The organism is Streptomyces griseomycini (genome assembly GCF_014203535.1).
GTDB classification, from domain to species: domain Bacteria; phylum Actinomycetota; class Actinomycetes; order Streptomycetales; family Streptomycetaceae; genus Streptomyces; species Streptomyces griseomycini.
Genome location: NZ_JACHJI010000012.1, coordinates 156,004 through 169,331 on the forward strand (window position 1 = coordinate 156,004; position 13,328 = coordinate 169,331).

A 13,328-nucleotide genomic window follows, 5' to 3' on the forward strand; every position below is an offset into this window, starting at 1 on the left:
GACGGGACGTGTCGGTACCGCGCCGGGGGCCTCCCGAGGGAGGGCCGGGACTCCCTCGGCCGTCGGCGGACCATCATGCAGGGCGAACCGGGACGGGACCACCCCTGGCGGCGATGGGGTGTGTCCATGGGTGACGGACCCCGGCGGCCCGCGGCCGCCGACCCGCGCCCGCGGCGGGCCCCCGTGTCACCGTCCCCGCACCGCCCGCCGCAGGTGCTCCCCGGTGAACGACTCCCGGGCGGCCAGCAGCCGCTCCGGAGTCCCCTCGAAGACCACCCGTCCGCCGTTCCGTCCGCCGTCCGGGCCGAGGTCGATCACCCAGTCGGCGCGGGCGATCACGTCCAGGTTGTGCTCGACCACGACGACCGTGTTGCCCGCGTCCACGAGCCGGTCCAGGAGGGCGACGAGGCCGTCCACGTCCGCCATGTGCAGCCCGGTGGTCGGTTCGTCCAGCACGTACACCACGCCCTTGCGGTGCAGCCGGGTGGCCAGCTTGATGCGCTGTCGTTCGCCGCCGGACAGCGTGGACAGCGGCTGCCCGAGGGTGAGGTACGTCAGGCCGACGTCCCGCAGGGCGCGCAGCCGACGGCGTACGCCCGCGTCGCCGAAGAAGTCCAGCGCCTCGTCGGCCGTCATCCCCAGGACGTCGGCGATCGAGCGGCCGCCGACGGTCAGCCGCAGCACCTCGTCCTTGAAGCGCCGACCCGCGCAGTCGGGACAGGTCGTCGTCACCGGGTCCATGAAGGCCAGGTCGGTGTACATGATCCCGCGGCCCTCGCAGGTCGCGCAGGCGCCGGCGGAGTTGAAGCTGAACAGCCCCGCGTCCCGCCCCGTCTCCCGCGCGAAGATCTTCCGCACCGTGTCCATGATCCCGAGATACGTCGCCGGGGTGGACCGCGCGGAGATCCCGATGGACGACTGGTCGACGACCACCGCGTCGGCGTGGGCGGCGGTGAACTCGGCGACCAGCGTGCTCTTGCCGGACCCGGCGACCCCGGTCACCGCGGTCAGCACCCCGGTCGGGAACCGCACGGTGACGTCGCGCAGGTTGTGCCGGTCGGCGCCCTTCACCCACAGCTCGCCGGTCGCCTCCCGCACCCGGTCCTTGACCGCCGTGCGCCGGCCCAGGCACCGTCCGGTCAGGGTGCCCGAGGCGGCCAGTTCGGCCGGCGTCCCCTCGAACACCACCCGGCCGCCCCCGGCTCCCGCACCGGGGCCCATGTCGACGACGTGGTCGGCCAGCGCGATGACGTCGGGGTCGTGCTCGACGACCAGCACGGTGTTCCCCTTGTCCCGCAGCCGCAGCAGCAGTTCGCCGAGGCGGTGCACGTCGCGCGGGTGCAGTCCGACGCTGGGCTCGTCGAAGACGTACGTCATCCCGGTCAGGCTGGACCCCAGGTGCCGCACCGTCTTCAGCCGCTGGCCCTCGCCGCCGGAGAGGGTGGACGTCTCCCGGTCGAGGCTGAGGTAGCCGAGGCCGATCGTCTCGATCCGCTCCAGCGCGGCGACGGCGGCCCCAGCGATCGGCCGGGCGACCGGGTCGTCGATCTCCCGCAGCACGGCGATGAGGTCGGTGACCTGCATCCGGGTGCAGTCGGCGATGGACAGCCCGTTGACGCGCGTCGCCAGCGCCGCCTCGTTCAGCCGGGCGCCCCGGCAGGCCGGGCAGACGCCCTCGGCCAGGAACTCCCGCACCATGTCGCGGGTCTTCTGGCTCATCGCCGCCAGGTCCCGCTTCAGGTACAGCCGTTCGAACCGGTCGGCGAGCCCCTCGTACTCGGTGGTCCAGGTGCCGCCCGTGCCGTTCACGGTGACCTTGCTGCCGGGACGCCCGCGCATCAGGAACTCCCGCTCGGCCGCGGTGAACTCGCGCACCGGCTTGTGCGGGTCGAGCTCGTCGCTGTTCGTGTACGCCTGCCCCTGCCACGTCCCCGCGGCGAACGGCGGGAAGCGGACCGCCCCCTCGGCGAGGGAGCGGTCCGCGTCGAGGATGCGGTCCCAGTCCGGTCGCACGGTCCGGCCCAGCCCGTCGCACGCGGGGCACATGCCCGACGGGTCGTTGAACGAGTACGCCGTCGCCGGCCCGGCGCTCGGCGTGCCGTGCCGGGAGAACAGCACCCGGATCACCGCGTACACGTCCGTCATCGTGCCGACCGTCGACCGGGAGTGGCCGCCGACGGGCCGCTGGTCGACGACGATCGCGGGGGTGAGGTCCTCCAGGGCGTCCGCGTGCGGCCGTTCGTACTTGGGCAGCCGGTTGCGGACGAACCAGGTGTACGTCTCGTTCAGCTGCCGCTGCGACTCGACCGCGATCGTGTCGAAGACGACCGACGACTTCCCCGATCCCGAAACGCCGGTGAACACGGTCAGCCGGCCCTTCGGGATGCGGAGCGTGACGTCCTTGAGGTTGTTCTCCCGGGCCCCGGTGAGGGTGATGAACGCGCTGGGTTCGCTCGTCTGGCTCGTCTGGCTCATGCCGCCGACGCTAGGCGGGATACCCGACAGCTTCTGTCGTGATTTCCTTCAGCTCCCCCTCCTCCATCAGCAGCCACCGCGTGATCCCGATCGACTCCAGGAACGGCAGGTCGTGACTGGCCACGATCAGCGCCCCCTCGTACGACTCCAGTGCCGTGGTGAGCTGCCGGACGCTCGCCATGTCGAGGTTGTTGGTCGGCTCGTCCAGCATGAGCAGCTGCGGTGCGGGCTCCGCCAGCATCAGCGCGGCCAGGGTGGCACGGAAGCGCTCGCCGCCGGACAGGGTCGCCGCCTTCTGGTCGGCCCGGGTGCCCCGGAACAGGAAGCGGGCGAGCCGCGCCCGGATCCGGTTGTTGGTGGCGTCCGGGGCGAACCGGGCCACGTTCTCCGCGACCGTCAGCTCACCGTCGAGGACGTCGAGCCGCTGCGGCAGGAACCGCAGCGGGACGTGCGCCGTCGTCTCGCCCGACACCGGCTCGAGCTCCCCGGCGATGGTGCGCAGCAGCGTCGTCTTGCCCGCGCCGTTGCGTCCGATCAGCGCGACCCGCTCCGGTCCCCGCAGATCGAGGCCGCCGTGCACCCGGGCGCCGTACGCGAGCCCGAGGTCCTGGAGGGTGAGCACGGTGCGCCCGGGCGGCACGGCCGTGTGCGGCAGGTCGACGCGGATCTCGTCGTCGTCCCGCACGGCCTCCACCGCCTCGTCGAGCCGTTCCCTGGCCTCGGCCAGCTTCTCCTCGTGCATGATGCGGTGCTTGCCCGCGGACTCCTGCGCCGCGCGCTTGCGCGCCCCCATGACGATCTTCGGTTCGCGCTTGCTGTCCCACATCTTCTGCCCGTACCGCTTGCGCCGGGCCAGTTTGACCTGGGCGTCGGCCAGTTCGCGCTTCTGCTTGCGGAAGTCCGCCTCGGCGACCCGCACCATGCGCTCGGCCGCCTCCTGCTCGACGGCCAGCGCCTCCTCGTAGGCCGAGAAGTTGCCGCCGTACCAGGTGACCTCCCCGGAGCGCAGGTCCGCGATCTGGTCGACCAGCTCCAGCAGCTCGCGGTCGTGGCTGACCACGACCATCACGCCCGGCCAGCCGGCGACGGCCTCGTACAGCCGCCTGCGGGCGTACAGGTCGAGGTTGTTGGTGGGTTCGTCGAGCAGCAGCACGTCCGGCCGGCGCAGCAGCAGCGCGGCCAGCCGCAGCAGCACCGACTCGCCGCCCGACACCTCGCCGACCGTACGGTCCAGCCCGATGTGCCCGAGGCCGAGTTCGCCGAGCGTGGCCAGGGCGCGCTCCTCCACGTCCCAGTCGTCGCCGACGGTCTCGAAGTGCTCCTCGGCCACGTCACCCGCCTCGATGGCGTGCAGCGCGGCCCGCCGTGCGGCGATGCCGAGCGCCTCGTCGACCCGGAGCGCGGTGTCCAGGGTCACGTTCTGCGGCAGGTACCCCACCTCGCCGGCCACGCGGACGGTGCCGTCGGCCGGTGCGAGTTCACCGGAGATCAGCTTCAACAGGGTTGACTTGCCTGACCCGTTGACGCCGACCAGGCCGGTCCGGCCGGGGCCGAAGGAGACGTCGAGGCCCTCGAAGACGGGGGTGCCGTCGGGCCAGGTGAAGGCGAGGGAGGTACAGGTGATGGATGTTGACATGCGGGCCTCCGCGGTTGCTCGGGGCGGTCAGGGGCAAACGCGTATGGAGACACCGCGCGACGACGACCGGCAGCCGGAGGGAGGTCCTGGACATGTCCCGGGCATGAGAAAAGCCCTGTTCCGAAGGAACCACGAGGACGGCTCGAACGCCGAGGTCGCACGCGACGCACACACCTCACCGGTGTGACGCGGTGTCTCAGAACCTCAGACGAGCAACGTCCTTCTCCATTCGACGGCAACAGGACCGCTGTACACCGTACGGCCGGCCGTACGGACTGTCAACGCGCTTTCCGCGACCACGACCCGAACCCCGAGGAGGCCCCGTGCGCCCCACGAGCCCTGTGCGCCCCGTGCCCGACGGCCCGCTCTCGCTGCCGGCCCGGCTCTACCTGCTGGCCTGGGACACCGCACGGCGGGAGGTCGCCGACCCGGCCCACCTGCCCCCTCCGGTGCGGGCCGGCGCCCTCGCCGACCTGGCCCGGCGCGGTCTGCTGATCGACGACGACGGCATCGCCACGCCGCTCGACCTGGACTCCCGCACCGGGGACGCGGTCCTCGACGGGCTCCTGGAACTCGTCAGCGAGTCCTGCCCGCACCCCTGGCGCACCTGGGTGACGCTGCGGTCCCGTCACACCCTCGACGCGGTCCGCGAGCAACTGGTGGCCGAGGGGGTGCTGCGGGCCGAGAGGCGACGGGTCCTCGGCGTGTTCCCCTCCGTGGAGCACGTCCTGGAGGGCACGGCCCGGGTGCGGCACCTGCAGCGGGAGATGCGGCGGATCCTCGACGGCCCGGTGCCGGCCGGGGACGTGTCCGAGGCGGACGCGACGGTGGTCGCTCTGGGGGCCGCGGCGGGTCTGAGCACCCTGCTGCCGGGCGGGGACCGGGCCGATTGGGAACGGCGTGTCGAGGACCTGACCGAACGCGGCGGGGCCGCGACACCCGCACTGGGCCGGATCGTCCGCGAACTGCGCACCGCGCTGTCCGCCGCCGGCCCGGCGCCCTCGCTCACCGCCGGCGGGTGAAGCCCCGGCGCACGGCCCGCCCACAGGCGCCGGGGACCGGCCCCGCCGGGCCGCCGACGCGGCGGGCGCACCCCGGTTCGTCCACGTCCGCACCGACGCCTTCCTGCGCGGCGCCGGGGGAGTGGAGCGGACCCTGGAGCGCGCCGCCCGCCGCGCCGCGGGCGCCGACGGGCCTTCGTCCCCGGGGCCGTCGACCCGGGGACCGTCAAGGAGCTCGCCGCCGGGATCGACGGACCGCTGAACGTGACGGCCGGTCCCGGCGCACCGCCGGTCGCCGACCCGGCCGTCCCGGGGGCGCCGGGTGAGCGTCGGTTCCGGCGCCGCCGGGCCGCGCACGCCCCGGTCCGCCGCGCGGGAACCGCTCGACGCGGGGACGTACGGCACGCCGACCGGAGACTGGGCCACGGCACGCTCGACGCGCCGACGAACAGCGGGAGTTGACCGGCCGGGGCGACCGCCCCCGCCCCGTCAGGCGTCGCGCATCAGCTCCGCGAGGTCACGGTCCAGGTCGAGCTGGAGGTGCTCCAGCCCGGTCGGCACCAGCTCGCTCGTGGCCTGGAGGAACCGGCGCACCTCGCCCGAGCGGACGTGCACGACGGCGGTGCCCTCCGGGGCGTGGAACTCCAGCACGGTGCGGTCGTAGCCGTACGGCCGCACCCGCACGTCGCCGTAGCCCTCGGGCCCCAGCAACCCCGCGGTGAGCAGCTCGCGGGAGAAGGTCCAGCAGACCTCCACGCCCTCCAGGGTGGCGGGTGCGGGAAAGGTCATGCGGACGGCGAACGGGTCGCTCCGGTCGTAGTGCAGGGTGGCGGGAATGCTCGGCATCCGCGGCGCGGCGGCGACGAGACGGGCCTCGACGGGCTGCTCGATGACGGTGGACAACGCCTTGCTCCCTCGTGACGACTGGACGGGCTTCCGGGCGGATCGGGTCGGCTACGGGAAGAGACGACGGAATCAGCCAATCCGTGCACACGGAGACCGAGTGACCTCTGTCACCGCCTTCATGCACCCGAGTGACGCGGCTCTCCACGCGCGTCCCGCAAGGCACTTGCGCCGCTCGCCGCACCTCCCGTCCACCGGGTGCGGCCGTCTGGACGGCACCGGGACGGTGGACTAGCTTCGCCCGCCATGAGGCGCTTGGGGAGCACGCGAACGACGGGACCGACGAACCGGACGAGACCGAGCGGACCGACGGGACCGGCGCACCGCCGGGCGACCGCCGCGGCCGTGTGCGCGGCGGCACTGGCCGTCCTGACGGCCGCACCGGCACAGGCGGGCGCCGGGGGAACCGCGCCGGGGCACCGGACACCGCACTGGGCGCTGAAGGACAGCGGCGCCCCGGACGTGCGGTTCCGCGGTCTGTCCGCGGTCGGCCGCGACACCGCCTGGCTCGCGGGGACGCGAGGCACCGTCCTGCGCACCACCGACGGCGGGAAGAGCTGGCGGAACGTCTCGCCGCCGGGCGCGGGGGAGTTGCAGTTCAGGGACGTCGAGGCGTTCGACGCGCGGCGGGCCGTGGTGCTGGCCGTCGGCGAGGGCGAGGCGTCCCGGGTGTACCGCACCGACGACGGCGGAGCGACCTGGACGGAGTCCTTCCGCAACACCGACGCCCGCGCGTTCTACGACTGCCTCACCTTCTTCGACCGCCGCCACGGCCTCGCGATGAGCGACCCGGTGGACGGGAAGTTCCGCATCCTGTCGACCCGGGACGGAGGCCGTTCCTGGACGGTGCTGCCCGACACCGGGATGCCGCCCGCGCTGGAGGGCGAGGCCGGCTTCGCGGCGAGCGGCCAGTGCCTGGTCTCCTCGGGGCCGAAGGACGTCTGGCTGGCCACCGGCGGAGCGGCACGCGCGCGCGTGCTGCACTCCGCCGACCGGGGCCGCACCTGGACGGTCACCGACACCTCGGTCCCCGGGGGCGATCCGGCGCGCGGGGTCTTCGCCCTCGCCTTCCGCGACCGCGCCCACGGCCTCGCCGTCGGCGGCGACTTCCGCCCCGACCAGGCATCGCCGGACGCCGCCGCGCGCACCTCCGACGGCGGACGCGGCTGGCGCCCGGCCGCCGCCTCCCCGCCCGCCTACCGCTCCGGCGTCGCCTGGCTCCCGCACAGCCGCACCGCCGCCCTCGCGGTCGGCCCCACCGGCACCGACCTGACGACCGACGCCGGCCGCACCTGGCGGACGGTCGACACCGGCTCGTACGACACCGTGGACTGCGCACCCGACCGCGGCTGCTGGGCGGCGGGGGAGAAGGGGAGGGTCGCCCGCCTGGAGCACTGACGCACATGGTGGGCCGTGTCCGCCGCCGGCGTGGGTACCCGTTCGCCGAACGCGAGAGGAAGTGAGCGGACATGCCACGCGGTTCCGGCTCCAAGCGGGAGCGTCAGTACGAGCACATCAAGGAGAGCGCGCAGGACCGGGGCGAGAGCACGGGGCGCGCCAAGGAGATCGCCGCGCGGACGGTGAACAAGGAGCGCGCCCGGTCCGGCGAGTCCAGGACGGCGAGCCGCACCTCGACACAGGACATGTCGTCCGGCAAGCGGGGCGGCCAGAGGTCCGGCAAGGGCTCCCAGGGACCCACGCGCGACCAGTTGTACGAGGAGGCCAAGAAGCGCGGCGTCGAGGGCCGTTCGAACATGAACAAGAGCGAACTCCGGCGCGCTCTGGGCAAGGACTGACCGCCGGACGGGCGCGGGTCAGCCCGGCGTCTGCCGGTGGCGGGCCAGCTCCGGAGCCGTCTTCGTCGCGACGAACTCCGTGATGCGGTACGCGCACACGCCGGCGACGACGAAGGGGTCGCCCGCGGCGATCTCCTCGATGCGCGCCCGGTCCTCCGCGACGGCGAGGATCACCCCGCCGTCGCGGGGGTTCTTGCGCCCCGAGGCCAGGAAGACGCCCCGGTCGTACTGCTCGTCCAGCCACGCCACATGTGCGTCCAGGACGGCATCGACGGCGTCGAGCGGGGCGGTGTAGGTCAGTTCCAGTACGAACACGACCGCGAGCCTGCCTGCGGTCCCGCACGCGCGGGTGACCCCGTAGGCTCGTCGCACCATGACGACCCTACCGATTCCCGGCGACTGGCCCACGACCGAGGAGCAGGCCCGCGCCGTCCAGGACGAGCTGCGGGCCCGGGTGGTCCTCGACGAGCCGGGCCCGCCGCCCGGCACGGGGCACGTGACGGGCGTGGACGTCGCCTACGACGACGAGCGGGACGTGGTGGCCGCCGCGGCCGTCGTCCTGGACGCGGCGAGCCTCGACGTCGTCGCCGAGGCCACGGCCGTCGGGCGGATCTCCTTCCCGTACGTGCCCGGGCTGCTCGCCTTCCGCGAACTCCCCACCGTCCTCGCCGTCCTCGAGGCCCTGCCCTGCCCGCCCGGCCTGGTCGTCTGCGACGGCTACGGCCTCGCGCACCCCCGCCGCTTCGGCCTCGCCAGCCACCTCGGCGTCCTCACCGGCCTGCCGACGATCGGTGTCGCCAAGAACCCCTTCACCTTCACCCACGACGACCCGGACACCCCGCGCGGCAGCACGGCACCGCTGCTCGCCGGCCGCGAGGAGGTCGGCCGCGCCCTGCGCACGAGGGACGCCGTCAAGCCGGTCTTCGTCTCGGTCGGCCACCGCGTGAGCCTCGCCAACGCCTGCGCCCACACCCTCGCGCTGACCCCCGTCTACCGCCTCCCGGAGACCACCCGCAGGGCGGACGCCCTGTGCCGCAGGGCGCTCCGCGAGGCGGCCGAAGACCAGGGCCCGTCCTCCGAGGGGCACCGCCCGGAGGGACGGGCCGCACCGGAGCGCCGCGGGTGACGGCCGCCCGGCGGGACCCGGCGGCGGGCGTTTCGCCGGTGGCGATACCCGGCTCCCGGTGTGCGGCCGCGGACCTACCGTGTCCGCATGGACTCACCGATCAGGGGCACGGCCGCCGGCGTGCCGTTCACCGCTCTCCCACCGGCCGGCGACGGTGCCGCGCCGTTGATCGTCACCTGGCACATGCTGGACGCGCCACGGTCGGACGCCGCGTTCGCCGCCGCGTTGCCCCTGCACGGCGTGCCCGCGTGGCGGGTGCACCTCGGCATGCCGATGTGCGGGGCGCGCATGGTCGACGGCGGCATGGACGCCGTCATGGAGCTGGCGCGCCAGGACGCCCTGATGTCCTACCTGTATCCGTTCGTCCGGCAGGCGGCCGAGGAGTTTCCGGCCGCGCTGGCGTCGGTCCGTGCGCAGTTGCCGGTCGACGACGGCCCGATCGGTGTGCTCGGCGGCTCGCTGGGCGGGGCCGTCGCGCTGCGGGTCCTGGCCGAGAGCGAGATCCCGGTCTTCGCCGGCGCCGTCGTGAACGCCGCCGTCCGGATGCGGTCCGCCGTCGACCTGTTCCCGGGCGCCTACCCGTACGACGCGGAATCCGAGAAGGCCGTCGACAGCATGGACTTCGTCGCGAGGGCGGGCGACATCGCCGACCGCGCGCCGCTGCTGGTCGTCAGCGGCGAGTCGGACTACCCGGGGCTGCGTGCCGACGCGCTGGCTCTCGTCGACGCGCTGGGGGAGCGGTCCGAGCTGCTGTCGATCCCCGGGCTGGCGCATCCGCTCGCCGAAGAGCCCGGCATCGAGCCCGCGCCGCAGCTGCCCCTGGCCCGCGAAGTGGACGCCGGACTCACCCGGTGGTTCCGACGCCACCTCGCGGACACGGGCCGGCCGCTGCCGTAGCGGCCGGGACGGCCTTCGGCCGACGGGTCTGCGAGCGGCGCGACGGAACCTAGGGCAGCTTCTCCCCCTCGGTCTCCGTCTCGATCGCCCACCGTCCCGCCTCGCGGTACTCCGAGTCGTAGACCACCGACCCGTCGCCGGGTTCGAGCGGGTAGTGGCGCAGGTTCCCGGCCCAGTACCGCAGGATCCGCCCCAGCTCCCCGGCGGGGTCCTTCGTCAACGCTTCGCCGTCCATGGTGACTTCGAGGAGAAATCGCATGCCTTCAAGGATTTCATTGAACTCCTTGTTGGCACTTCGAGGACCGGCCTCGCCGTCCGACGCCGTGCTCTCCGGCCGAACCGGCCCGCAGGTCTCAAACCGGGAGGATGCCGAGCGGGCCGCGGGGCCCGGTCCTCCGGTTTCGGCGGTGCCGGCCGCGAAGGACCGCCCCGCCGTCACCGCGCACGGGTGCGGGGCACTCGGGTGCGAACTGAGTACGTGCACGGATGCCCGGCCACCGCCCCCGTCGGCAGGCTGGGACGCATGACGACGCACCGCGCGCCCAAACCCGCCGCCCCTTCCGCCCACCCCGTCGAGCGGGCCGTGACGATCGGGCTGGTCCTCGCCGTACTGGCCGGACTCGGCTGGATCGCCGGGATGATCTACACCCTCCTCGAGTGGCCGCTCCGGTAGCGCTTCGCCGGGTGTTCCGGTCCTGCCTGTCCACCGGCGTGGAGCCGGGGTACCCGTCCACGGCACCTTCCCGGTGCGCCGGGGCGCGGGCCGGCACCGCCGTGCCCGTCCGGCTCGACCGAACTCCGGAGGCATCGTGTCCCAGCCCCGTCAGCAGCACTCCCTGCCCGGTGGGGCAGCGGTGATCACGGGTGGGGGCGGCGGCAGCGGGCGCGCGACGGCGATCGCGTGCGCCGATGCGGCCGGTCCCCGGCCCGGGCGACGGCCTCGAAGCGCATCCGGACGGGCCGAGCCGGCGGCGGTCCACCCGCTGCTCGCCCCGGACGGGGCCCGCTGTGTTTCCGGGCCCCGCGCCACGGTCACCGGCGGACGGCCGGTCCCATGAGCGCCCACGGGACGGACCTGTACCCGCTGAGGCTGTCCGTCACGGCGAGGCCGCTGGTGTTCGGCGGACACGCGATCGCCCGCCGCCTGGGGAAGAAGGGCATCCCGGACTGGAGCATCGCGGAGACCTGGGAGTGCAGCGACGTCACGGGCGCCGTCAGCGTGGTGACCGGCGGTCCCCTGGCCGGCCGGTCCCTGCGCCAGGTGGTCGCCGACCACCCCGAGGCCCTGATGGGCGCCGGGTGGTCCGGCCGGTGCTTCCCGGTGCTGACGAAGTTCATCGACGCCGCCGGCGCCCTGCCCGTGCACCTGCACGCCGACGACGAGACCGCCCGGCGCCTGGAGGGGCAGCCCAACGGCAAGACCGAGGCCTGGCACATCCTGGACGCCGCCCCCGGCGCGACCGCCCTGTGCGGCGTCAAGGACGGCGTGACGGCCGACCGGCTGCGCGCCGCGCTGGAGGCCCAGGACTTCGACGCGGTCCTGCGCCGCCTGCCGGTGCGCGCGGGAGACACCGTCTACGTGCCCGGCGGCACCCTGCACAGTTTCGGACCGGACACCCTCGTCTACGAGATCGAGCAGACGTCCGACATCCAGCAGCACGCGATGCGCTGGAACATGGAGGACGGCTCCCCGGTGGGCGACGCCGAATTCGGCTCCCACCTCGACCTGCTGATGCAGCAGGTCGACCTGGGGGCCGGACCCGACGCCACGCCCGGGCTGAGGATCGCCGTCGGCGACGGGGCGGAGCGGGTCTTCCTGTGCGCGGGCCCGTACTTCGCCCTCGAACGCCTGCGTGCCGGGACGCCGGAGCCGTTGCGGCACACCTTCGCCACCGCGCAGGTCCTGTCCAACGTCGGCGCCCCGGTGCGGGTGCGGACGGGCGCCTGGAGCGAGGAGCTCGGCCGGGCCGAGACGCTGCTGCTGCCCGCGGCCTGCGGTGAGGTCGAGATCACCGGACCGGCCGATGTCCTGTTCGGCTACCTGCCCGACCTCGACCGCGACGTGCGCGGCCCGCTGCTCGGGGCCGGCTGCCCCCTCCCGCTCATCGACTCCCTCGGCGCGAGCGCGGACGCCCGCGCCGCCGGCACGCGGGAGGACTGAAACCGGGCGATCGTCCCAGCGGTCCTCGGGAGCGTCGGCGCGGTCGGAACCGCCCCGCCGCGGGCCGCACGGGGCACGGACCGGCCGCCGCGGCCGGTCCCGCCCGTCAGCGGGTCGCGGCGACGCGGAAGCGGATCCCGGCGGCCCGCAGCCGCTCGACCAGCGCGTCGCCCATCGCCACCGCCGTCGTGACCTGCCCGGACGTCCGCGGGAGGTCGTCGAGGGCCAGGCACAGCGCCCCCTCGGCGAGCATCTTCGCCGTCTCGTCGTAGCCGGGGTCGCCGCCCGAGACCTCCGTGTACACCCGCCGTCCGCCGCCCTCGCCCACGAAGCGGACCGAGAACCAGCTCCGGGCGCGCTTCTCGGGGCCCGGCCCGTCGCCGGGCCTGAGCCGCCCGGAGAGCAGGCGCCGCGCGGGAGGCAGTTGGGCCGCCGCCACCAGGGCGCCCACGGCCGCGACCCCGCCGACCGCCACGGGGAGGCGGCGGACGGCCGCGTAGTGCCGGTAGCGGAAGTCGGGACCGTACCGGTCGAGCACCCGCGCCGACCGGCGCACGATCTGCGCGTCGACGGTCGGCAGCGGCAGGGCCCAGGCGCCCACCTCCGGGGCGTAGCGCGGCGCGCCCGAGGGCGCCGAGACCCGGCGGCCCACCAGCCGGGGCTCGTGCCGCCGGCGCTCCCGGGCCGCCGCGCGGAGCTGCCGGGGCCGGGCGAACTGGCCCAGCGCCGAGGCGAACGTCCCGCCCGAGAAGGCCGCGTCGGCGGTCACGAAGCCGTCCACGGTCAGCGGCACCCCCTCGGGGAGCTGCCGCACGGTGAAGTAGGCACCCAGGTCGTGCGGCACCGAGTCGAAGCCGCAGGCGTGCACCAGCCGTGCGCCGGTCTCCCGCGCGCGTGCGTCATGGCGGACGTACACCAGGTCCACGAACTCGGGCTCGCCCGTGAGGTCGACGTAGTCCGTGCCGGCGTCCGCGCAGGCGGCGACGAGTTCCTCGCCGTGCTCCACGTAGGGACCCACCGTCGTGGCCACCACGCGCGCGTGCTCGGCGAGCTCGCGCAGCGAGGCCGGGTCGGACGCGTCCGCCCGCAGCTGACCGACCTCCGCGCCCCCGGGCAGCCGCTCGCGCAGCCGCTCCAGCTTCCCCGCGCTGCGGCCCGCGACCGCCCAGCGCAGCCCGGCGGGCGCGTGGGCGGCGAGATACTCCGCGGTGAGCGTCCCGACGAAGCCGGTGGCTCCGAAGAGCACGATGTCGTACGGACGGTCCGTCCTGTTCAGCCTGCTCATGACACCCCTTGGTCGTGCAGCCGCGCCGCTGTCGGTGGCCGAGGCTAG

The 13,328-nt window shown here is 74.6% G+C and carries 13 protein-coding genes; 7 read left to right on the forward strand and 6 right to left on the reverse strand.

Features of this window, described 5'->3' with window-relative positions:
• Window positions 1–186: 186 nt before the first annotated feature.
• The gene (locus FHS37_RS29165; protein ID WP_184826637.1) at window positions 187–2,475 is read right to left on the reverse strand and encodes an ATP-binding cassette domain-containing protein; all 2,289 of its coding nucleotides are present in this window, start codon (window positions 2,473–2,475) and stop codon (window positions 187–189) included.
• Window positions 2,476–2,485: 10 nt separating this feature from the next.
• Window positions 2,486–4,111 carry an ABC-F family ATP-binding cassette domain-containing protein gene (locus FHS37_RS29170; RefSeq protein ID WP_184826639.1) on the reverse strand — a complete coding sequence of 542 codons (1,626 nt, stop codon included), beginning with the start codon at window positions 4,109–4,111 and terminating at the stop codon, window positions 2,486–2,488.
• A 323-nt stretch (window positions 4,112–4,434) separates the two neighbouring features.
• Here FHS37_RS29170 and FHS37_RS29175 point away from each other — a divergent pair, with 323 nt between their 5' ends.
• Window positions 4,435–5,133 (forward strand): GOLPH3/VPS74 family protein, encoded by a 699-nt coding sequence (locus tag FHS37_RS29175; protein ID WP_229890164.1) that lies wholly within the window; start codon window positions 4,435–4,437, stop codon window positions 5,131–5,133.
• A gap of 468 nt (window positions 5,134–5,601) precedes the next feature.
• Here the strand turns inward: FHS37_RS29175 and ssgD are convergent, their stop codons facing one another.
• Window positions 5,602–6,015, reverse strand: coding sequence for a spore wall synthesis regulator SsgD (gene ssgD / locus FHS37_RS29180; protein ID WP_184826641.1), 414 nt, complete (start codon window positions 6,013–6,015; stop codon window positions 5,602–5,604).
• Between the two features lie 345 nt (window positions 6,016–6,360).
• Here ssgD and FHS37_RS29185 point away from each other — a divergent pair, with 345 nt between their 5' ends.
• Together FHS37_RS29185 and FHS37_RS29190 are read left to right on the forward strand one after the other, a co-directional pair.
• A complete protein-coding gene (locus FHS37_RS29185) occupies window positions 6,361–7,413 on the forward strand; it encodes a WD40/YVTN/BNR-like repeat-containing protein (RefSeq protein WP_184826643.1) in 1,053 nt (350 codons plus the stop codon).
• A gap of 71 nt (window positions 7,414–7,484) precedes the next feature.
• On the forward strand, window positions 7,485–7,811 hold the full coding sequence (locus tag FHS37_RS29190) for a plasmid stabilization protein (RefSeq protein ID WP_184826645.1): 327 nt from the start codon (window positions 7,485–7,487) through the stop codon (window positions 7,809–7,811).
• A gap of 18 nt (window positions 7,812–7,829) precedes the next feature.
• On the opposite strand, the gene FHS37_RS29195 is transcribed toward FHS37_RS29190, so the two are convergent.
• Entirely contained in the window at window positions 7,830–8,126 is a 297-nt protein-coding gene (locus FHS37_RS29195) for a YciI family protein (RefSeq protein ID WP_184826735.1), read from the reverse strand.
• A 58-nt stretch (window positions 8,127–8,184) separates the two neighbouring features.
• Here FHS37_RS29195 and FHS37_RS29200 point away from each other — a divergent pair, with 58 nt between their 5' ends.
• Together FHS37_RS29200 and FHS37_RS29205 are read left to right on the forward strand one after the other, a co-directional pair.
• Entirely contained in the window at window positions 8,185–8,937 is a 753-nt protein-coding gene (locus FHS37_RS29200) for an endonuclease V (protein WP_229890165.1), read from the forward strand.
• An 87-nt stretch (window positions 8,938–9,024) separates the two neighbouring features.
• Window positions 9,025–9,834: an alpha/beta hydrolase family protein gene (locus FHS37_RS29205; RefSeq protein WP_184826647.1), complete on the forward strand. Its 810-nt coding sequence runs from the start codon at window positions 9,025–9,027 to the stop codon at window positions 9,832–9,834.
• Window positions 9,835–9,883: 49 nt separating this feature from the next.
• On the opposite strand, the gene FHS37_RS29210 is transcribed toward FHS37_RS29205, so the two are convergent.
• Window positions 9,884–10,093 carry a hypothetical protein gene (locus FHS37_RS29210; RefSeq protein WP_184826649.1) on the reverse strand — a complete coding sequence of 70 codons (210 nt, stop codon included), beginning with the start codon at window positions 10,091–10,093 and terminating at the stop codon, window positions 9,884–9,886.
• 264 nt (window positions 10,094–10,357) lie between these two features.
• Between FHS37_RS29210 and mmpA the strand changes: the two genes are divergently transcribed.
• Entirely contained in the window at window positions 10,358–10,507 is a 150-nt protein-coding gene (mmpA, locus tag FHS37_RS29215; RefSeq protein WP_184826651.1) for a morphogenic membrane protein MmpA, read from the forward strand.
• A gap of 381 nt (window positions 10,508–10,888) precedes the next feature.
• Window positions 10,889–11,995, forward strand: coding sequence for a class I mannose-6-phosphate isomerase (locus tag FHS37_RS29220; protein ID WP_184826653.1), 1,107 nt, complete (start codon window positions 10,889–10,891; stop codon window positions 11,993–11,995).
• A gap of 106 nt (window positions 11,996–12,101) precedes the next feature.
• Here FHS37_RS29220 and FHS37_RS29225 read toward each other — a convergent pair whose 3' ends face one another.
• Complete coding sequence (locus tag FHS37_RS29225) at window positions 12,102–13,280, reverse strand: saccharopine dehydrogenase family protein (RefSeq protein ID WP_184826655.1); 1,179 nt, start codon at window positions 13,278–13,280, stop codon at window positions 12,102–12,104.
• Window positions 13,281–13,328: the final 48 nt, after the last annotated feature.